At 72.6% G+C, this 18994-nt stretch carries 16 protein-coding genes; 10 read left to right on the top strand and 6 right to left on the bottom strand.

Features of this window, described 5'->3' with window-relative positions; translation table 11 throughout:
• Positions 1-56: 56 nt before the first annotated feature.
• From NDW01_RS05415 to NDW01_RS05430, 4 genes are read right to left on the bottom strand one after another with little or no spacing between them, the layout of a single operon-like run.
• On the bottom strand, positions 57-1088 hold the full coding sequence (locus NDW01_RS05415) for an amidohydrolase family protein (protein ID WP_252817138.1): 1032 nt from the start codon (positions 1086-1088) through the stop codon (positions 57-59).
• On the bottom strand, positions 1085-2209 hold the full coding sequence (locus tag NDW01_RS05420) for an FAD-dependent oxidoreductase (protein ID WP_252817139.1): 1125 nt from the start codon (positions 2207-2209) through the stop codon (positions 1085-1087). Before NDW01_RS05420 ends, NDW01_RS05415 begins: the two co-directional genes overlap by 4 nt.
• Positions 2210-2226: 17 nt before the next feature.
• Positions 2227-3189: a cyclase family protein gene (locus NDW01_RS05425; RefSeq protein ID WP_252817141.1), complete on the bottom strand. Its 963-nt coding sequence runs from the start codon at positions 3187-3189 to the stop codon at positions 2227-2229.
• Positions 3179-4171, bottom strand: coding sequence for a fumarylacetoacetate hydrolase family protein (locus NDW01_RS05430; protein ID WP_252817143.1), 993 nt, complete (start codon positions 4169-4171; stop codon positions 3179-3181). Before NDW01_RS05430 ends, NDW01_RS05425 begins: the two co-directional genes overlap by 11 nt.
• Before the next feature lie 124 nt (positions 4172-4295).
• Between NDW01_RS05430 and NDW01_RS05435 the strand changes: the two genes are divergently transcribed.
• The 3 genes from NDW01_RS05435 to NDW01_RS05445 are packed head-to-tail and all read left to right on the top strand — an operon-like array spanning position 4296 to position 7119.
• The gene (locus NDW01_RS05435; RefSeq protein WP_252817144.1) at positions 4296-5213 is read left to right on the top strand and encodes a LysR family transcriptional regulator; all 918 of its coding nucleotides are present in this window, start codon (positions 4296-4298) and stop codon (positions 5211-5213) included.
• 35 nt (positions 5214-5248) lie between these two features.
• The gene (locus NDW01_RS05440) at positions 5249-6001 is read left to right on the top strand and encodes a 6-phosphogluconolactonase (RefSeq protein ID WP_252817146.1); all 753 of its coding nucleotides are present in this window, start codon (positions 5249-5251) and stop codon (positions 5999-6001) included.
• Positions 5998-7119, top strand: coding sequence for an N-acetylglucosamine-6-phosphate deacetylase (locus NDW01_RS05445; RefSeq protein WP_252817148.1), 1122 nt, complete (start codon positions 5998-6000; stop codon positions 7117-7119). Before NDW01_RS05440 ends, NDW01_RS05445 begins: the two co-directional genes overlap by 4 nt.
• 31 nt (positions 7120-7150) lie before the next feature.
• Here NDW01_RS05445 and ppsA read toward each other — a convergent pair whose 3' ends face one another.
• Positions 7151-9541 carry a phosphoenolpyruvate synthase gene (gene ppsA / locus NDW01_RS05450; RefSeq protein ID WP_252817150.1) on the bottom strand — a complete coding sequence of 797 codons (2391 nt, stop codon included), beginning with the start codon at positions 9539-9541 and terminating at the stop codon, positions 7151-7153.
• Positions 9542-9787: 246 nt separating this feature from the next.
• Between ppsA and NDW01_RS05455 the strand changes: the two genes are divergently transcribed.
• Genes NDW01_RS05455 through NDW01_RS05480 form a run of 6 tightly spaced genes read left to right on the top strand, consistent with a single transcriptional unit; the run spans position 9788 to position 15783 of the window.
• Complete coding sequence (locus NDW01_RS05455) at positions 9788-10384, top strand: CBS domain-containing protein (protein ID WP_252781908.1); 597 nt, start codon at positions 9788-9790, stop codon at positions 10382-10384.
• Between the two features lie 49 nt (positions 10385-10433).
• A complete protein-coding gene (acsA, locus tag NDW01_RS05460) occupies positions 10434-12197 on the top strand; it encodes an acetate--CoA ligase (RefSeq protein WP_252817152.1) in 1764 nt (587 codons plus the stop codon).
• Positions 12194-13171, top strand: a complete 978-nt coding sequence (pdhA, locus tag NDW01_RS05465) for a pyruvate dehydrogenase (acetyl-transferring) E1 component subunit alpha (RefSeq protein ID WP_252817154.1) — start codon at positions 12194-12196, stop codon at positions 13169-13171. The genes acsA and pdhA overlap by 4 nt, the downstream gene beginning before the upstream one ends.
• Positions 13168-14160: an alpha-ketoacid dehydrogenase subunit beta gene (locus NDW01_RS05470; RefSeq protein ID WP_252817156.1), complete on the top strand. Its 993-nt coding sequence runs from the start codon at positions 13168-13170 to the stop codon at positions 14158-14160. Before pdhA ends, NDW01_RS05470 begins: the two co-directional genes overlap by 4 nt.
• On the top strand, positions 14153-15544 hold the full coding sequence (locus tag NDW01_RS05475; protein ID WP_252817158.1) for a dihydrolipoamide acetyltransferase family protein: 1392 nt from the start codon (positions 14153-14155) through the stop codon (positions 15542-15544). Before NDW01_RS05470 ends, NDW01_RS05475 begins: the two co-directional genes overlap by 8 nt.
• A complete protein-coding gene (locus tag NDW01_RS05480) occupies positions 15541-15783 on the top strand; it encodes an acyl carrier protein (protein ID WP_252817160.1) in 243 nt (80 codons plus the stop codon). The genes NDW01_RS05475 and NDW01_RS05480 overlap by 4 nt, the downstream gene beginning before the upstream one ends.
• 35 nt (positions 15784-15818) lie before the next feature.
• Here NDW01_RS05480 and NDW01_RS05485 read toward each other — a convergent pair whose 3' ends face one another.
• Complete coding sequence (locus tag NDW01_RS05485) at positions 15819-16703, bottom strand: universal stress protein (protein ID WP_252817163.1); 885 nt, start codon at positions 16701-16703, stop codon at positions 15819-15821.
• A gap of 291 nt (positions 16704-16994) precedes the next feature.
• On the opposite strand from NDW01_RS05485, the gene ftsH reads away from it, so the two are divergent.
• The gene (gene ftsH, locus NDW01_RS05490; protein WP_252817164.1) at positions 16995-18941 is read left to right on the top strand and encodes an ATP-dependent zinc metalloprotease FtsH; all 1947 of its coding nucleotides are present in this window, start codon (positions 16995-16997) and stop codon (positions 18939-18941) included.
• Positions 18942-18994 lie beyond the last annotated feature (53 nt).

The following is an 18994-nucleotide window of genomic DNA, read 5'->3' on the forward strand; positions in this document are numbered from 1 at the left end:
TTCGTCGGCCTCATGACCAGAGGTGCTGTGCTCACTGATTCCCTCGCTTCGCTCGGTCATGGTCTCTCTCCTGAAGGGAGGCGCAGCAACGCGGCGGCGTTGGCGCCGCGTACGGCGTCGTGGTCGGTGCCGGGCAGGCCCGCGGCGCGCAGTGCGCCCAGCGGGTCGTCGGTGCCCATGTCGAACGGGAAGTCCGAGCCGAGCAGCACCCGGTCGGCTCCCGCGACGCGGACGAGCTCCCGCAGCACGTACGGGTCGTGGACGAGGGAGTCGAAGTACAGGCGCCGCAGGTACGCGCTGGGCGGGTGCGCGCAGCCGCGGGCGTCGGCGCGGGCCCGCCAGGCGTGGTCGGAGCGGCCGATGTGGGTGGGCAGGTAGCCGCCGCCGTGCGCGGCGATGATCTTCAGTCCGGGGTGCCGGTCGAGGACGCCGGAGAAGATCAGGTGGGACAGGGCGACGGCGTTCTCGGCCGGCTGGCCGACGGTGTTCGACAGGTACCACCGGTCCAGGCGCTCGTCGAGGGTGCACCCGAACGGGTGCAGGAACACGATCGCCCCGGTCTCCTCCGCGCGGGCCCAGAACGGCTCGTAGGCGGGGTCGGACAGCTCCCGGCCCGGGACGTGGCCGGAGGACGGGGCGTGGCTCGAGATCTCCACGCCCCGCAGCCCGTGATCGAGGGCGTCGTCCAGCGCCTCGGCGGCCAGGTCCGGGTGCTGCAGTGGTACGAGGCCCAGCCCGTACAGCCGGCCGGGGGCCTGGGCGCAGTGCGCGGCGGTGCCGGCGTTCGCCAGCCGCCACACCGTACGGGCCAGGTCCGGCTCCGCCCAGTAGTGGTAGTGCGAGGGGGAGGGCGAGACGAGCTGGACGTCCACGCCGGCGGCGTCCATCGCGGCCAGCCGCGCCGTGACGTCCGTGAGCCTCGGGATCCGCTCGCGGATCATCACCGCGCTGACGGCGAGGGCCTCGGGGCCGCTCCGGCGTGCGTCCCGCTCGCGGGCGGCGGCCAGGCCCGGCCGCCCGGCGACGGCCTCCTCGACCTGGGGGAGCAGGACGTGCGCGTGCACGTCGATCGTCGGGTTCTCGGTCACGGGCGCTTCTCCAGTGCGGTGAGGGTGCGGCCCATGAGGCCGGGCACGTCGGCGTCCCGTACGCCGTCCATCAGCCACCGGCACAGCTGCACGGAGCCCTCCACGACCATCCGGACGCGGGGGAGACGGCGCCGGTGGTACTCCGTGAGCGCGTCGCTCAGCGCGTCGCCTCCGGTGAGCAGTTCGGCGAGGACCAGGGCGTCCTCCAGGGCCATGGCGGCGCCCTGGGCCAGCGTCGGCGGGCAGCAGTGCGCGGCGTCGCCGACGAGCACCACGCGGCCGCGGTGCCAGGCGTCCTCGACCAGCATCTGGTCGAACCAGGTGTAGTTGACCTGCTCCGGGTCGGTGATGGACTCGCGGATCCGCGCCCAGGCACCGCCGTACCCCTCGGCGAGCCGGCGCATCTCGTCGGCGTACGCGGCGGGGGCGACGGCGCCCCGGTCGCGGTTGGGCTCGACCAGGTAGGCGTAGACGGTGTCCGGCCCGGTGGGGCAGTAGCCGGCGATGTAGCAGGGACCGCCGTAGGTCAGGTCGGTGCGCTCGACGTCCGCCGGGCGCGGGGCGGGGACGCGCCAGATCGCCATGCCGATGGGCTCGGGCCGGTCCGGGACGCCGGCCAGCGCGCGCGTCGCCGACGCGCGGCCGTCGGCGGCCACGACCAGGTCGTACCGGCCGGTCGTGCCGTCGGTGAAGACGACGTCGGCGCCCTCGGCGTCCTGGTCCAGGCTCTCGACCGTGGTGCCGAGGCGGACCCGCGCGCCGGACGCGCGGACCGCGCCGGTGAGGATCCGCTGCAGCACGGGGCGTTGCATGCCGACGGTGGCGGGCAGGTCGGGGCCGCCGGTGCGGAGGTCCTCGGCGACGTGCAGCACCGTCCCGTCGGGCGCGGTCAGCCCGACGGTGTCGAAGGCGAAGCCGTGCGCGCGGACCTCCTCCCAGACGCCGAGCTCGCGGAGGACGCGCAGCGCGTTGCCCTGCAGGGTGATGCCGGACCCGCGGACGTTCCAGCCGGGCTCGATCTCCACGAGGTCGACCTCGACGCCGGCCCGGCGCAGCAGCACGGTGACCGCGTTGCCGGACGTCCCTCCTCCCACGACGAGCACCGTGCGGACACTGGGCATGGCCGGTTCCTTCCGGGTCACTTGACGGCGATGGGGTTGACCGGAGAGCCGACGGCTCCGGTGATGGGCAGCGGCGCGGCGGTGAGCCAGAACTCGTACGTCCCGTCGGCGGCACAGTCGGCGGCGAGCGCGTCCAGGTCCCACATCTCGCCGATCAGCAGCCCGATGTTGGGGATGGCGACCTGGTGCAGCGGCTGGAAGGCGCGGTCGAACTCGTTCGGCCGCACCTCGAACCCCCACGTGTCGGTGGCGATCGCGGCGATCTCGGTGCGGTGCAGCCAGCCCGCGGTGGTGAAGGACAGCCCCGGCGACGGCCCGCCCGCGTACTCGCCCCAGCCCTCGCGGCGTGCCCGCGCCAGCCGCCCGGTCCGCACGCAGACGATGTCGCCGCGGCCGACGACGACCCCATGGTCCTCGGCCGTCGCGGTGAGGTGCTGCTCGGTGATGGCGAAGCCGTCCGGCAGCTCGCCGCCGGTGCCGACGACCCGCCCGACGTCCAGCAGGACGCCGCGCCCGGCCACGTGCGGGGCCATGTGCTCGATCCCGGTGACGAGGTCGCCGTCGGAGGTGACGACCTTCTCGGCCGGGCGGCCGTTCCACGCCTTTCCGTGGTCGAAGATGTGCCCGAGGCCGTCCCACTGCGTGGAGCACTGCAGCGGCATGGCGATGACGTCGTCGGCGCCACCGATCCCGTGCGGGAAGCCCTGGTTGCCCAGCGCCGCGTCCGTACCCGTGTCCAGCATCGTGTGGACCGGGTTCGTGCGGCGGCGCCAGCCCTTCTGCGGCCCGTCCATGTCGAAGCTCTGGGACAGCGAGAAGCTCACGCCCCGGCGCACCAGCGCGGCGCCCGCCCGGCGCCGGTCCTCGGTGAGGAAGTTGAGGGTGCCCAGGCGGTCGTCCGCGCCCCAGCGTCCCCAGTTCGAGTACGCCCGGGCCGCCTCGGCGATCGCGGTCTCCGGGTCGGTGCGGTCAGGCGTCATCGCCGGTCTCCGCGACGCAGCGGGTGCGCTGGGCGCCCAGCCCGGTGATCGTGCCGTCCATGACGTCGCCGTCGCGCAGCAGCCGCCCCCAGCGCATGCCGTTGCCGGCGGGGCTGCCGGTCAGCACGAGGTCGCCGGGCAGGAGGGTCGTCGTCTGCGACGCGTACGAGACCAGCCGGGCGACGTCGAAGATCATGTCCTGGGTCGACTCGTCCTGCATGACCTGGCCGTTGAGCCGCAGCGTGACCCGCAGATTCCCCGGATCGCCGGCGAACCCGGCCGGGACCAGCCACGGCCCGAGGGGCGTGAAGCCCGGCGCGTTCTTGCTGCGCAGCCAGTCGGCGCCGATCTCGGGCATGTCCCGGCGGAAGACCAGCTCGCGGGCGGTCAGGTCGTTGGCGATCGTGTACGCGGCGACGTGCGCGAGCGCCTGGTCGGGCCGGACGCGGGAGGCCGGGCGGCCGATGACGGCGGCCAGCTCCAGCTCCCAGTCGGGCTTACGGCACCAGGACGGCAGGACCACGTCGTCGTACGGCCCGGTGATCGCCGATGGGAGACCGATGAACAGGTACGGCTGGTCCTCGGCCGCCCGGCGGTCCATCATCGCCGCGGTCTCCGCCCGTACCTGCTCGGCCGGCCGCCCGCCCTCCGGCTCGTGGGCGACGGCCAGGTCGATCACGTGGGTGCGGTAGTTGGCACCCGATTGGAAGACCTGCCGCGGCTCGACCGGCGCGTGGACGCGCAGACTCTCCAGCGGCAGCCAGTCCAGGTCCGCGTCACCGGCCAGCCCGGCCAGGCGCGGGAGGACCTCGTCCCAGCGCTCCAGCAGCGCCCGCAGGTCGGGCAGGCCGAGGGCGGCGGTGAGATCGAGCACCCGGCCGTCCGGCACGACCAGGCCGGGGAACGGCGGGCGTTCCCGCGCGGAGAGGGTTCCGAGGGCGAACGGACCGGAGAACCCCGTCGCCGCGGCTGTGGATTTCACGTGGATGTCCTCCTGATTACGGTGCGACTAATCTGAGGCCACCGACGTGGATAAGGGAAATCGATTGTTCTGATCCCGGTCATCCACGCGATGGATACCGACGATCGATCTCTACGGGGCAGCCGTGAACCTCGCCAGCCTGGACCTCAATCTCGTCATCGCCCTGCGCGCCCTGCTGGAGGAGCGCAACGTCACGCGGGCCGGGCAGCGCGTCGGCCTCAGCCAGCCCGCGATGAGCGCGGCGCTGGCCCGGCTGCGCCGCCACTTCGACGACGACCTGCTCGCGCGGGTCGGCGGCCGCTACGAGCTGACGGCCCTCGGCATGGCGCTGAGGGACCGGACCGGCACGGCCTGCGACCTGCTCGAACGGGTGTTCAGCAGCCGCGCGGGGTTCGACCCCGCCCGGGAGGAGCACGAGTTCACGCTGATCGCCAGCGACTACGCGATCGCCGTCTTCGGGGCCGAGCTCACCCGCGTCGTCCACGCCGAGGCGCCGGGCGTCCGGCTGCACTTCCGCAAACCGACGGCCGACATCGTCGAGCACACCGGAGCGGTGCTGAGCACCTCCGACGGTCTCCTCATGCCGCACGGCGTCATCGGCGGCTTCCCCGCCGTCGAACTGTTCACCGACCGCTGGGTGTTCGTCGTCGCCGAGGACAACCCGGAGGCCGGCGAACGGCTGAGCGTCGAGGATCTGTCGCGGCTGCCCTGGGTGACGTACCAGCGGACCTACGACGCCCCCGCCGTCCGCCAGCTCAGCATGCTCGGCGTCGAGCCGCGGGTCGAGGTGTCCGCGGACTCGTTCATGGCGCTGCCGTTCCTCATCGCCGGAACCCGCAGGATCGCCCTCATGCAGGGGCTCCTCGCCGACCGGCTGCGCGCGACCGCCCCGATCCGTGTGCTGGCGCCCCCGTACGAGGCCGTTCCGCTCCGCGAGGCCCTGTGGTGGCACCCGGTCCACACCCATGACGCGGCGCACCTGTGGCTCCGCGAGACCGTGGCCCGGGTCGGCGCCGGCGTGACCCCCCCACCGGCACGGTGAGGAGATCTCACGGACGGGGAGTACCGTTGCCGGCGATGACAGAGGGACAGCGGCCGAGCGCCGCGACGTACGAACCCGTCCTCCGCCGGTTCCCCGATGCCGACGCGCTGGGGAGCGCCGCCGCGCGGGACATCGCCGCGGCGATCACCAGGCGGCTGGAGACCCGGCCCGGAGTCCGGATGACCTTCGCCGCGGCGCCGAGTCAGGAGGCGACGCTGCGCGCGCTGGCGGAGCATCCGGGCGTCGACTGGACGCGGGTGACCGCCTTCCACATGGACGAGTACCTCGGCCTGGGCGCCGGCGCCCCGCAGCGCTTCGGCATGTGGCTGCGGCGGGCGTTCTTCGACCGGGTGCCGCTCGGCGCGGTCCACCTGATCGATCCGGACGCGCCACCCGAGGCGTACGCCCGGCTGCTGACGGCCGCGCCGATCGACATCACCTGCCTGGGGATCGGGGTCAACGGGCACCTGGCGTTCAACGACCCGCCCGCCGACCTCGACGACTCCGTGCCCGTAAAGATCGTCGAACTGGACGAGGTCTGCCGCCGGCAGCAGGTCGACGACGGCTGCTTCGCGGCCCTGGACCAGGTGCCCCGCCGGGCGGTCACCCTCACCGTGCCGGCGCTGCTGTCGGCCGAGGAGATCTTCTGTATGGTCCCCGGCGCCCGCAAGCGGGAGGCGGTGACCGCCGCGCTGCGCGGCCCGATCGGTGGGCACCTGCCCGCGAGCGCGCTGCGCACCCACCCGCGCTGCGTCGTGTACGTGGACGAGGAGTCCGCGCCCCGATGAGGATCAGCGGCCGGGATCCGGCGACCGGGCGGACGCTGCGCGTGAGCGTCGAGGACGGGCTGATCGGCGCGATCACCGAGACGGACGCGCCTACGGACCTGTGGCTCGCGCCCGGCCTGGTCGACCTGCAGGTCAACGGGTTCGCCGGGCACGACGTGAACGCCGCCGACGTCGACGAGGCCACGGTGACCGCGCTGGTGGACGCCTTGCGCCGGGTGGGGACGACCACGGTGGTCCCGACGATCGTGACCGCGCCCGAGGAACGCATCCATGCGGCGCTGTCCGCGATCGCGCGGGCGCGCGGGGCCGATCCGCTCGTCGCCCGCGCCATCCCGTACGTCCACGTCGAGGGACCGTTCCTGTCGGCGGAGGACGGCCCGCGCGGCGTGCACGACGCGCGCTACCTGCGGCCCGCCGACATCGAGGAGCTGCGCCGCTGGGGCGATCTCGTCCGCATGGTCACCGTCTCGCCGCACGACGAGGCGGCGATCGACTTCATCGCCCGCGCCACCCGCAGGGGCGTGCGCTGCGCGATCGGGCACACCCACGCCACACCCGAGCAGATCACCCGGGCCATCGACGCCGGCGCCGAACTCGCCACGCACCTGGGCAACGCCACATACACCGTGCTGCCCCGGCATCCGAACCACCTGTGGACCCAGCTCGCCGACGACCGCCTGCACGCCGGGTTCATCGCGGACGGCCACCACCTGCCCGCCGACACCTTCCGCGTCATGCTGCGCGCCAAGGGCGTCGAGCGCTCCCACCTGGTGTCCGACGCGACCGCGCTGGCGGGCATGCCGCCGGGACGCTACCGGACCCCGGTCGGCGGGGACGTGGAACTGTCGGCGGACGGCCGCCTGTCCTACGTCGGCACGCCACTGCTGGCCGGCGCCTCCCGTTCTCTCGCCGACGGCGTGGCCACGGCGATCACGATGGCCGGTCTGACCCTCGCCACCGGGCTGCGCCTCGCCACGGCCAACCCCGGACGCTTCGCCGGCGGCCGCGGCCTGCTGCGGCCCGGCCGGCCCGCCGACCTGATCACCTTCGCCTGGCGGCCGGGGGACACCACGCTGGACGTCCGCGAGGTCCTCGTCGCCGGACGCCCGGTGACCTGACCGGCCCCTCTGCGCATGATCTCTCCCCGCCTCACGGCCGGGGGAGATCGCGTTCGGCCGCGGCCACGTTCTGCTTGACAGTGAGGAAGCTGTCGGGCGTCACGGAGATCGAGTCGATGCCCGCGCGCACCAGGATCCGGGCGAAGTCGGGATCGTCACTCGGGCGCTGCCCGCACAACCCGACCGTGCAGTGCCCGGCGTGGGCGGTGGCGATCAGCTGCTGGACGCTGCGGATGACCGCGGGGTTGCGCTCGTCGAACAGGTGCGCCAGCGCCGCCGAGTCGCGGTCGACGCCCAGGGTGAGCTGCGTCAGGTCGTTGCTGCCGATGGAGAAGCCGTCGAACCGCTCGGCGAAGGAATCGGCCAGGATGACGTTCGAGGGGATCTCGGCCATCACGAAGACCCGCAGCCCGTTCCGCCCTCGCGTCAGGCCGTTCTCGCTCATCACCTTCAGCACCTGGCCGGCCTCCTCGACGGTCCGGCAGAACGGGATCATGACGACCACGTTGGTGAGGCCGATCTCGTCGCGGACCCGCCGGATCGCGCGGCACTCCAGGGCGAACCCGTCCCGGTAGGCGTCGCTGTAGTAGCGGCTGGCGCCGCGCCAGCCGAGCATCGGGTTCTCCTCGCGGGGCTCGAAGCCCCGCCCGCCGATGAGCCGGGCGTACTCATTGGTCTTGAAATCGCTCATCCGGACGATGACGGGGTCGGGCCAGCGGGACGCGGCGATGCGGGCCACGCCGTGGGCGAGCCGTTCGACGAAGTACTCGGGCTTGTCGTCGTAGCCCAGAGTCAGGTCCAGGATCCGCCGCCGATCCTCGTCGTCGACGGCGTCGAGGCGGAGCAGCGCCATCGGGTGGATCTTGACGTGGTTGTTGACGATGAACTCGATGCGGGCCAGGCCGACGCCGTCGGCGGGCAGGCGCCACCAGCGGAACGCCGCCGCCGGGTTGGCCAGGTTGAGCATCACCTTCGTGTCCGTCCGCGGGACGTCGGTCAGGTCGAGATCGCGCTCCTCGAAATCGAGCGTTCCCGCGTAGACGAAACCCTGGTCGCCTTCGGCACAGGACACGGTGATCGGCCGGCCGTCCGCGAGGGCGGTCGTGGCACGTCCCGTGCCCACGATGGCCGGGACGCCGAGTTCCCGGCTGACGATGGCGGCGTGTGAGGTCCGGCCGCCGTGGTCGGTGACGATGGCGGCGGCCCGCTTCATGATGGGTTCCCAGTCGGGGTCGGTGATCTCGGTGACGAGGACGGCGCCGGGGGGAAAGCGGTCGATCTCCGCGGCGCTGTGCAGCAGGCGGACCTGACCGGTCGCGATGGCGTCCCCGATCGCCAGTCCGGTGACCAGCCGTTCCCCACCGGTGCGCAGCCGGTAGGAGTGCAGCAGCGCGGCCTCGCGACGGGCCTGGACGGTCTCGGGCCGGGCCTGGACGACGAAGAGCCCGCCGTCTGCGCCGTCCTTGGCCCACTCGATGTCCATGGCGACGCCGTAGTGGCGCTCGATGTCGGTCGCCCATCGGGCGAGCGTGAGGATCTCGTCCTCGTCGAGGACGAGGCCGCGGCGGTCCTCCTCATCGGTCTCCACCGTGCGCGTGGCCGCTCCGCCGGAGCCGTCGGCGTACACCGTCTTCCGCTGCTTGCGGCCACGGGTCCTGGACAGGACCGGCCGCACGCCGGGCCGGTCGAGGAGCGGTTTGAACACGAGGTACTCGTCCGGGTCGACCAGCCCGCCGACGACCGTGTCGCCCAGGCCCCACGCCGCGTTGATCAGGACCGAGTGCGGGAAGCCGCTCTCGGTGTCGATCGAGAACATCACTCCCGCGCCGGCCAGGTCGGACCGCACCATCCGCTGGACGCCGATCGACAGGGCGACCTTGAGATGGTCGTAGCCGAGTCTCTCCCGGTAGTCGATGGCCCGGTCGGTGAACAGGGACGCATAGCACCGCCGGCACGCGGCGAGCAGCGCCTGTTCCCCGGTGACGTTGAGGAAGCTCTCCTGCTGACCGGCGAAACTGGCCTCCGGCAGGTCCTCCGCCGTCGCGCTGCTCCGTACGGCCACGTCGGGGTCGGCCCGCCCGAGGTCGTTCCCGAGACGCCGGTAGGCGTCGACGACGGCGCGAGCGACGTCCGGCGGGAGGTCGACCTCCGCGAACGCCCGCCGGACGGCCCGGCCGACGGAGGCCAGCCCGGCTCCCCGGTGCAACCGGTCGATCTGCTCGGCGACCCGTTCGCGAAGGCCGTCCACCGCGAGGTACTCCCGGTACGCCTCGGCCGTCGTCGCGAACCCTTCGGGGACGCGGACGCCCGCCGCCGCGAGGTTCCGGATCAGTTCGCCGAGCGAGGCGTTCTTGCCGCCGACGACGCCGACATCAGCGCGGCCGAGCTCGGGAAACCAGACGACACGGTCATCCGTCCGCACGACGGGCCACCTTTCTCGTTTCATCGGCGGGGAGGCACGCAGGCGCCGACGCGATACCGGTTCGGTCCTCCGCTTCCAGGCTCTGCCCGCGGAAAGCCGGGTGACCAGGGCCGATGGTCCTCCGCCCGCCGCTCCGGACCCGCCGCCCGGGACACGACCGAGGCCGTACGGACGTCCCCGCGGGACCTTCGCCCTCTGGCGCCCGCCGGGACCGGGCGGTGCGATGGAGCCCTGGAGGTGACCGGCATGCTGGTGCACGAGGTGATGACGGCCCCTGTGGTCACCGTGCCGCGGGACTGGACGGTCCGGCAGGCGATCCGCCTGCTGTACGAGGCGGACATCACGGCCGCGCCGGTCGTCGACGAAGAGGACCGGATGGTCGGGATCGTCAGCGAGATGGATCTGCTGCGCGGGCAGTTCGAGGCGGACCCACGGGCCTACCTGCGTCTCGCCGCGCCGCCCGAATCATCGCCGCCGACCGGGGTCGAAGAGGTCATGACACCGAACGTGCGGACCGCGCGGGAGACCGACGACGTCCTGGGCCTCGTCGAGGTGATGATCACCACCGGGGTCAAGAGCGTTCCCGTCGTCCGCGACGCGGCGCTGGTGGGCATCGTGAGCCGTCGTGACCTGATGGGGATCCTCGCCCACGGAGATGAGCGAATCCGCGACGACGTACGGGCGGCGCTCCGGGAACTGTCCGCGGAGACCGCGGCGACACGGGTGACGGTGCATGAGGGCGTCGTCGAACTGCGAGGGGACGGCGACGAGAGGACGGCGCGGATCGCCGACGTGATCGCCCAGACGGTGCCGGGTGTCGTCCGTGTCGTTCACCGTCCGTGACCCGGGGAGGCGGGGAGACCGTCATGACGCTCGTACGGGTGGCGTGCGGATGAGCCTGCCGCCGATCAGCAAGCGAGGGACGCCGCGGGTGCGGCCCAACCTGGTCGACTACCACCGGGCCGGACGGGAGTTCTCGTGGGACGACGCGCGGGCGCGCCTGTCCGGCCTGCCGGGTGGCCGCGGTCTCAACATCGCGTACGAGGCGGTCGACCGCCATGCGTCCGGGGCGTCCGGGGACGCCGTCGCGCTCCGGTGCGTCGGGCGGCACGACGAGCTGACGGAGGTGACGTACGCGGACCTCCGGCGGGACACCAGCCGGTTCGCGAATGTGCTGTGCGCCCTGGGCGCCGGGCGGGGCGATCGGGTCTTCACCCTTCTCGGCCGCCGGCCCGAGCTGTACGTGACGGTGCTGGGCACGCTGAAGAACGTCGGCGTGCTCGCGCCGCTGTTCTCGGCGTTCGGCCCGGAGCCGATCTATGAGCGGCTCCGCCTGGGGGACGCCCGCGTCCTCGTGACCAGCGTGGATCTCTACCAGCGGAAGATCGCCGGGATCCGGGACCGGCTGCCCGGTCTCAAGCACGTCCTCGTCGTCGGCGGCGAAGCGCCCGAAGGGACCATCTCCTTCGACCGGGCGCTGGCCGCGGCGAGCGACGTCTTCGACATCCCGGACACCGACCCGGAGGACATGGCGCTGCTGCACTTCACCAGCGGTACCACCGGGCGGCCCAAAGGAGCGATCCACGTGCACGACGCGGTCGTCGCCCACCACGCCACCGCGCGGTTCGCGCTCGACCTGCACCCGGAGGACGTCTTCTGGTGCACCGCAGACCCGGGCTGGGTGACCGGCATGTCGTACGGAGTGATCGCGCCGCTGACCTGCGGGCTGACGATGGTCACCGACGCCGGTGACTTCGACGCACGCCGCTGGTACCGGGTGCTGGCGGAGCAGCGGGTGACCGTCTGGTACACCGCGCCCACCGCGATCCGGATGCTCATGCGGCACGGCGCCGCCGTCGCCGGGGAGTACGACCTGTCGGCGCTGCGGTTCATCGCCAGCGTCGGCGAGCCGCTGAACCCGGAGGCGGTCGTCTGGGGGCAGGAGGCCCTCGGCCTGCCGATCCACGACAACTGGTGGCAGACCGAGACGGGCGCGATCATGATCGCCAACTTCGCGGCGACGGAGATCCGGCCAGGCTCGATGGGGCGTCCCGTGCCGGGGATCGAGGCGGCTCTGCTCGAACGCGGACCCGACGGGCGCGCCAGGGTGGAGAACGGTCGCGTCCGCGTCATCACGGACGGCGTCGGCGAACTGGCGCTGCGCCCCGGATGGCCGTCGATGTTCCGCGGCTACCTGCATGAGGAGGACCGGTACGCCAAGGCGTTCGCCGGCGGCTGGTACCTCAGCGGCGACATCGCCCGCCGTGACGCGGACGGCTACTTCTGGTTCGTCGCGCGCGCCGACGACGTCATCAAGTCCGCCGGGCACCTCATCGGCCCGTTCGAGGTCGAGAGCGTGCTGATGGAACATCCGGCGGTGGCCGAATCGGGCGTCATCGGCAGGCCGGACCCCGTGGCGGGCGAGGTCGTCAAGGCCTTCGTCACCCTCCGGGAGGGGCACGAGGCGAACGACGTGCTGCGCCGCGAGCTGATCGCCTTCGCGCGCCGGCGGCTCGGGGCGATGGCCCCCAAGGAGATCGTCTTCGACCAGGACCTGCCGCACACGCGCAGCGGCAAGGTGATGCGCCGTCTCCTCAAGTCCCGCGAGCTCGGCCTGCCGGACGGCGACGTCTCGACGTTGGAGAGTGCCTCATGACGCACACCAGGGATCCGGTCGGGGAGCACCGCAGGGAACTGCTGCGGCAGATGCTGCGCATCCGGCGGTTCGAGGAGAAGTGCGCCGAGTTGTACAGCGCGGCCGAGATCCGTGGCTTCCTCCACCTGTACATCGGCGAGGAGGCCGTGGCGGTCGGCGCGTTGCAGGCGCTCACCGAAGAGGACAACGTCGTCTCCACCTATCGTGAGCATGGCCACGCGCTGGCCCGCGGCGTGCCCGCGAGCTCGATCATGGCGGAGATGTACGGCCGCGCCACCGGCTGCAGCCGCGGCAGAGGCGGGTCCATGCACCTGTTCGACGTGGGCCGGCGTTTCTACGGCGGCAACGCCATCGTCGCCGGCGGCCTGCCGATCGCGCTCGGCCTGGCCCTGGCGGACAGGCTGCGCGGAGACCGGCGGGTCACCGCCTGCTTCTTCGGCGACGGCGCCGCCGCCGAGGGGGAGTTCCATGAGTGCCTGAACCTCGCCGCGCTCTGGAGACTGCCCGTCCTCTTCTCCTGCGAGAACAACCTGTACGCCATGGGCACCGCGCTCGCGGTCGAGCACAAGGAGACCGACCTGGCGGTACGCGCCGCGACGTATGAGATCCCCTCCTGGCCCGTCGACGGCATGGACGTGGTGGCCGTCGAGGAGGCGGCCCGCCACGCCGCCGAGGCCGTACGCGAAGGAGGCGGCCCGCACTTCCTTGAACTGCGCACCTACCGGTTCCGGGCGCACTCCATGTACGACCCCGACCGCTATCGGGACAAGGCCGAGATCGAGGCGTGGAAGCGGCACGACCCGATCGACGGCCTGGCACGGCGCGAGAACGTCACCCGCGACGAACTCGAGCTGATCGAGAAAGAGGTGGCCGCCGAGATCTCCGAGGCGATCGAGTTCGCCGAGGCCGCCCCGCTCGAACCGGTCGCGGACCTCACCCGCTTCGTTCACAGCGAGCGGACCGGCGCGGGATGAACGCCGTGCTGAAGACCACCTACCGCGAGGCCGTGCGCGCCGCGCTCCGGGAGGCGCTGCTGCGCGACGAGCGCGTCTTCCTCATGGGCGAGGACGTCGGCCGGTACGGCGGCTGCTTCGCGGTGAGCCTCGGCCTGCTGGAGGAGTTCGGGCCGGAACGGATCCGGGACACGCCCCTGTCGGAGTCGGCGTTCGTCGGCGCGGGGATCGGAGCCGCCATGAACGGCATGCGGCCGATCGTCGAGATCATGACGGTCAACTTCAGCCTGCTGGCCCTCGACCAGATCCTCAACAACGCGGCGACGCTCCTGCACATGTCCGGTGGGCAGGTGCCCGTCCCCTTGGTGGTCCGCATGACCACCGGCGCGGGGCGGCAGCTCGCGGCGCAGCACTCCCACAGCCTGGAGGGCTGGTACGCCCACATCCCGGGTCTGCGCATCCTCGCCCCGGCGACGCTGGAGGACGCCCGCGGCATGCTGTGGACCGCGCTTCAGGACCCCGATCCCGTGCTGATCTTCGAGCACGGGTCGCTCTACAACGTGGCAGGGGAACTGCCCGCCGATACCGGTGCCGTCGGCATCGACCGCGCGGCCGTGCGCAGGGCCGGTGGCGACGTGAGCCTCATCACCTACGGCGGCACTCTCGCCAAGGCCCTGGACGCCGCGGGTGAGCTGTCCGGTGACGGCATCGAGGCGGAGGTGATCGACCTGCGCAGTCTCCGGCCGCTCGACGACGCCACCGTCATCGACTCGGTGCGGCGCACGCATCGCGCCGTCGTGGTCGATGAGGGCTGGCGTTCGGGCAGCCTCTCCGCCGAGATCACCACCCGCATCGTCGAGCAGGCCTTCTACGACCTGGACGCGCCGATCGAGCGGGTGTGCACCGCCGAGGTCCCCATCCCGTACGCCAGGCATCTGGAGGAGGCCGCGATCCCCCAGGTCGCGGACATCGTCGACGCGGTTCACCGGGTGGTGGGCGCCGGTGGCTGAGTTCCGGATGCCCGCCCTCGGCGCCGACATGGACGCCGGGACGCTGACCGAGTGGCTCGTCCATCCCGGCGACCAGGTCGAGAAGGGCGACATCGTCGCCATCATCGAGACCGACAAGTCCACGGTCGAGGCCGAGTGCTTCGACAGCGGCACCATCGGAGAACTCCTCGTGGAGCCGGGAACACGGGTCCCCGTCGGTACCGCCCTCGCCACGATCACCATGGCCGCTCCCGTGTCCGCCCCGGTACCGGCCGCGGAGCCGCACCGCCCGAAACCGCCGGAGCCGGAGCCGGAGCCGGAGCCCGCGCCCGGCGCCCGGGTGCCGTCCGCGAGACCGCGTACGCGCCGCGCGCCGCGCGAGGCGCCCGGACCGGGGGGCGGAAGACGGCCGCCGCCGGCGCCGAAGGTCTCCTCGCCCCTGGTCCGGCACCTGGCCCATCAGCGCGGCGTCGACCTGGGAGAGATCGAGGGGACCGGGCCGTCCGGCGAGATCACGCGTGCGGACGTCGAACACGCCGCGCCCGCACGCGTCAAGGCTTCTCCGCTGGCCCGCAGGCTCGCCGCCGAACTGAACGTCGACCTGGCCACCGTCACCGGCAGCGGATACGGAGGAGCCATCCGCGCCGACGACGTTCGCGCCGGGGCGAAGGCCGCGCGGCCGGCCGCCCGGCTCGACCGCGGCGAGCCGCGTCCCGCCGAGGGGCCCGCGGCCGATCGCCTGGAGTCCATGCGCCAGGCGATCGCGCGGGCCATGGCCAGATCGAAGCGGGAGATTCCGCACTACTACCTGACGAGCGCCATCGACCTGGCACGCGCCATGGACTGGCTGCGGCGGCGGAACCGGAGACTCCCGGTCGAAGACCGGATCATCCCATCCGCGCTCTTGCTCAAGGCCGCCGCGGTGGCACTGCGGGAGGTCCCGCGGCTCAACGGCTTCTGGGCCGACGACGGATTCGTCCCGGCCGACCGGGTCCACCTGGGCGTCGCGATCTCACTGCGCGACGGCGGCCTGATCGCGCCGGCCCTGCACGACGCCGACGATCTCCCCCTCGCCGACCTCATGGCGGGCCTGCGCGACCTCGTCGCCAGAGCCCGTACCGGGCGGCTGCGCGGATCGGAGCTGACGGACCCCACCATCACGGTCACCAACCTGGGCGACCAGGGCGTCGAGTCGGTCCACGGCGTGATCTATCCGCCGCAGGTCGCACTCGTCGGCTTCGGCGCGATCCTCGACCGCCCCTGGGCGGTCGACGGCCTCCTCGGCGTACGGCCCGTCGTGTCCGCGACCCTCTCCGCCGACCACCGGGCCACCGACGGCCGTACGGGCGGGTGCTACCTCCAGGCCGTCGACCGTCTCCTGCAGCGACCCGAGGAGCTGTCATGACACCCGACGAGGCGCGGAAGATGATCGAAGAGGTCCTCGCCGACATCGTGCCCGGCACCGACTTCACGGCGCTGGACGCCGACGCCGACCTGCGCGAGTCACTGGAACTCGACTCGATGGACTTCCTCACCTTCGTCACGGCCCTCAGCGACGGATCCGGCCGCCGCATCGACGAGGACGACTACCCGCGCCTGGCCACGATGAGCGCCGGCGTGGCGTTCCTCACCGAGGAGGACTGAGCCCCCGAGGACGGCGGACCGGGGCCACACACTCATCACCCGCCGGCGCCGTGGCCGGTTCGCCGTACGACGGCCACCGGTCCCTTGGCGTGGTGCAGGACCGCGTGGCCGACCGACCCGAGGCGCAGGCCGGGGAATCCGCCGCGTCCCCTGGCGCCGACCACGAGGAGCTCGGCCGTACGTGAGGCCTCGGCCAGGACGGTGACCGGCCGGTCCTCGATCACCTGTTCGGTCACCGGCACGTCGGGGTACTTGGCCCTCCAGCCGGCGAGGGACTCCGACAGGACCCTGGCGCCCTCCTCCTCGGCCGTCAGCGCGTTGTAGCAGACCGGTCGCATGTCCGGCGGGCTGTCCGGGCGGTTCCACACGTGGATCGCGCGCAGCCCCACCCCGCGCATGGCCGCCTCCTCCAGGGCGAAGCCCACGGCCTCGACGGACGCGTCGGAGCCGTCGACCCCGACGGCGATCTCCGGCCGCCGGGCTCTGCGGTCGGGGTCCATGGGGACCACGACGACCGGGCAGTCGGCGTGTTCAGCCGCCTGCCGGCTCACCGAGCCGAGCAGCAACCGGGTGAGGGCGCCGGTACTCCGCTGCCCCAGCACCAGGAGCACGCCTCCGGCCGATTCCTCGAGAAGAGTGCGGGGAACGGGGCCGACACCGAGCCGGCGTTCGATCGGGACCGAGGTGAAGGTCCGGGCGCGTTCCTCGGCCGCGTCCAGGACTCGCAGCCCCGGGCTCTCCGGCTCGGCCGACGGCGACCCACGGCCGAGATACGCCGGAATGTCACCGCGCTCCCAGCCGGTCGAGACGTGCACGATCCGCAGCGGCAGCCGCCTGCACCCGGCCTCCGCCGCGGCCCAGTCCACGGCCCGCAGGGCCTGGGTCGATCCATCGACGCCGACGACGACGGGTTCGCGCATGATGCCCCCTCTCCGCTTCGAGCGTCCGAGGGCTCTGCCGGGTGCTCCGGCTCCCGCCTCTGGACAGCACCATCTTCCTTCCCCGCACCGGCCGGACAGAGCGGCGAAGGTCCCGGGAGACGGTGACCAACGACTGATGCGGCCCCCAGGGACCTTCGTCCCCGACCGGCGACCGTACGCCCCTACCGGTGCTTCGCCGATCGGGAGATCGTGAGGCCGGGTGGGGGAGTCCGTTCCACGGCGCGAGGTGAGGAGGACATCGGTGAGGACGAGGGCGGGCGGAGGGCGGCCGTGATCGCGTGGAAGGCGCTGCGGGACTCCTCGTGTCATCGGACGAGGTCCGCGAAGCCCGGCCCGCCGAACGAGCCGCCGAAGCCGGCACCGCGGGAGGCTCCTTCCTGGCGGGGCCGGCTCCTGCCGATCGGCGTCGCCATCACCCTTCTTCTGCTCATCGGGCGTGGTCTCGCGACCGGACCTCGGCCGGCCACGCGGTCCTACAGCGAGTTCGTGACCGACGTGAACGCCGGCCGGGTCTCGGACATCCGGGTTGACGACACCGGAGCGGTGAGCGGGACGCTGAAGGGCGGTAAGAGGTTCACCAGCCGGATCCCGACCGCGTTGAACACCTCGCAGCTCACGAGCGAGCTACGGGCGAAAGACGTGAAGATCACGGCGACCCGCGGCAGCGGATCCCTCACGGCCCTCCTTCTCAGCTTCCTGCCCCTGTTGATCATCATGAGCCTGTTCCTGTGGAGCGGCCGGGCGGCGCAGCGTTCGCTGTCGGGCGGCATCGGCGGGTTCGGCCGGTCGAGGGCGAAGATCATCGAGGCCGAACGGCCCGTGACGCGTTTCGGTGACGTGGCCGGCTATGAGGGAGTCAAGCAGGAGATCAGCGAGATCGTGGACTTCCTGCGCGACCCGGACCGGTACGCAGCGGCGGGCGCCAAGCCGCCGCGTGGAGTGATCATGGTGGGCCCGCCCGGCACCGGCAAGACTCTGATCGCCCGTGCGGTCGCCGGTGAGGCCGAGGTGCCGTTCCTGTCCGTCACCGGGTCGGCCTTCGTCGAGATGTTCGTCGGCGTCGGCGCCTCGCGGGTGCGCGACCTGTTCGAGGAGGCGCGCAAGCGGGCGCCCTCCATCGTCTTCATCGACGAGATCGACGCGATCGGCGGGCGCCGGGGCGTGGGTGCGGTCACCGGCGGTCACGATGAGCGCGAGCAGACGCTGAACCAACTCCTCGGGGAGATGGACGGCTTCGACCAGTCGAGCGGGATCGTCGTGCTGGCCGCCACGAACCGGCCCGACACGCTCGACCCGGCGTTGCTGCGTCCCGGCCGATTCGACCGCCAGGTCGTCGTCCCGCTCCCCAACCAGGTCGAACGCGCCGCCATCCTGGCCGTCCACGTCCGCAGCAGGCATCTGGCCGACGATGTCGACCTCGACGCGGTCGCCCGCGGCACTCCGGGGTTCTCCGGCGCCGATCTGGCCAATCTCGTCAATGAGGCCGCGATCAACGCGGTCCGCGCGGGACGGACGGTCATCGAGGCCCGTGACCTGGACACCGCCCGCGACCGCCTCCTGCTGGGCCGCCGGGAGACCTCGAACGCGCTCCTACCCGAGGAACGCCACTCGGTGGCCGTCCATGAGTCCGGGCACGCGTTGCTGGCGGCGCTGTGCGAGCACGCCGACCCGGTCGCCAAGGTGACGATCCTGCCCGCCGGTATGACGCTCGGTGTCACCGAGCAGCTCCCCGAGGCGGAACGCCGTCTGTACACCCAGGGCTATCTCGACGACCTGCTCACCGTACGGCTCGGCGGGCGGGCGGCGGAGCTCGTGGTCTTCGGCGAAGGGACCACCGGCGCCGCCGACGACCTGGCCGGCGCGACGCAGATCGCCGCCCGGATGGTCCGCGAGTTCGGTCTGTCGCCGGCTCTCGGCCCGGTCGGCTATGCCTCCGGGGAGCCGCGTTACCTCTCGAACGCCCCCGAGGACGGGCTACGGCGGCCGTACTCCGAGCAGACCCAGCGGATCATCGACGAAGAGATCGCACGGCTGCTCCGCCACGCGGAGAAGCGCGCCATCGCCGTGATCCGGGCGCATCGCCCCGCGCTGGACCGCCTCGCGGCGCTGCTCGTCGAGCACGAGACCGTCGACGGCACCGCCGTGCTGGGCGTCCTGAGCGACGAAGGGGCCGATCGCACCCTGACCTCGGCTCTCGATTCCTCCACCGCGGGGTGAGGACCGGACCGGGCTACGGCCGCAGGGAACGACGGACGGGCGCCTGGTGACGA

Source organism: Actinoallomurus soli (assembly GCF_024055715.1).
Taxonomy (GTDB): Bacteria; Actinomycetota; Actinomycetes; order Streptosporangiales; family Streptosporangiaceae; genus Actinoallomurus; species Actinoallomurus soli.

Coding starts and splice junctions, on each gene's coding strand:
- pdhA (WP_252817154.1), top strand. CDS start 12,194: ATGACGCACACCAGGGATCCGGTCGGGGAGCACCGCAGGGAACTGCTG.
- NDW01_RS05485 (WP_252817163.1), bottom strand. CDS start 16,703: ATGCGCGAACCCGTCGTCGTCGGCGTCGATGGATCGACCCAGGCCCTG.
- NDW01_RS05480 (WP_252817160.1), top strand. CDS start 15,541: ATGACACCCGACGAGGCGCGGAAGATGATCGAAGAGGTCCTCGCCGAC.
- NDW01_RS05445 (WP_252817148.1), top strand. CDS start 5,998: ATGAGGATCAGCGGCCGGGATCCGGCGACCGGGCGGACGCTGCGCGTG.
- NDW01_RS05455 (WP_252781908.1), top strand. CDS start 9,788: ATGCTGGTGCACGAGGTGATGACGGCCCCTGTGGTCACCGTGCCGCGG.
- NDW01_RS05470 (WP_252817156.1), top strand. CDS start 13,168: ATGAACGCCGTGCTGAAGACCACCTACCGCGAGGCCGTGCGCGCCGCG.
- NDW01_RS05420 (WP_252817139.1), bottom strand. CDS start 2,209: ATGCCCAGTGTCCGCACGGTGCTCGTCGTGGGAGGAGGGACGTCCGGC.
- NDW01_RS05425 (WP_252817141.1), bottom strand. CDS start 3,189: ATGACGCCTGACCGCACCGACCCGGAGACCGCGATCGCCGAGGCGGCC.
- acsA (WP_252817152.1), top strand. CDS start 10,434: ATGAGCCTGCCGCCGATCAGCAAGCGAGGGACGCCGCGGGTGCGGCCC.
- NDW01_RS05440 (WP_252817146.1), top strand. CDS start 5,249: ATGACAGAGGGACAGCGGCCGAGCGCCGCGACGTACGAACCCGTCCTC.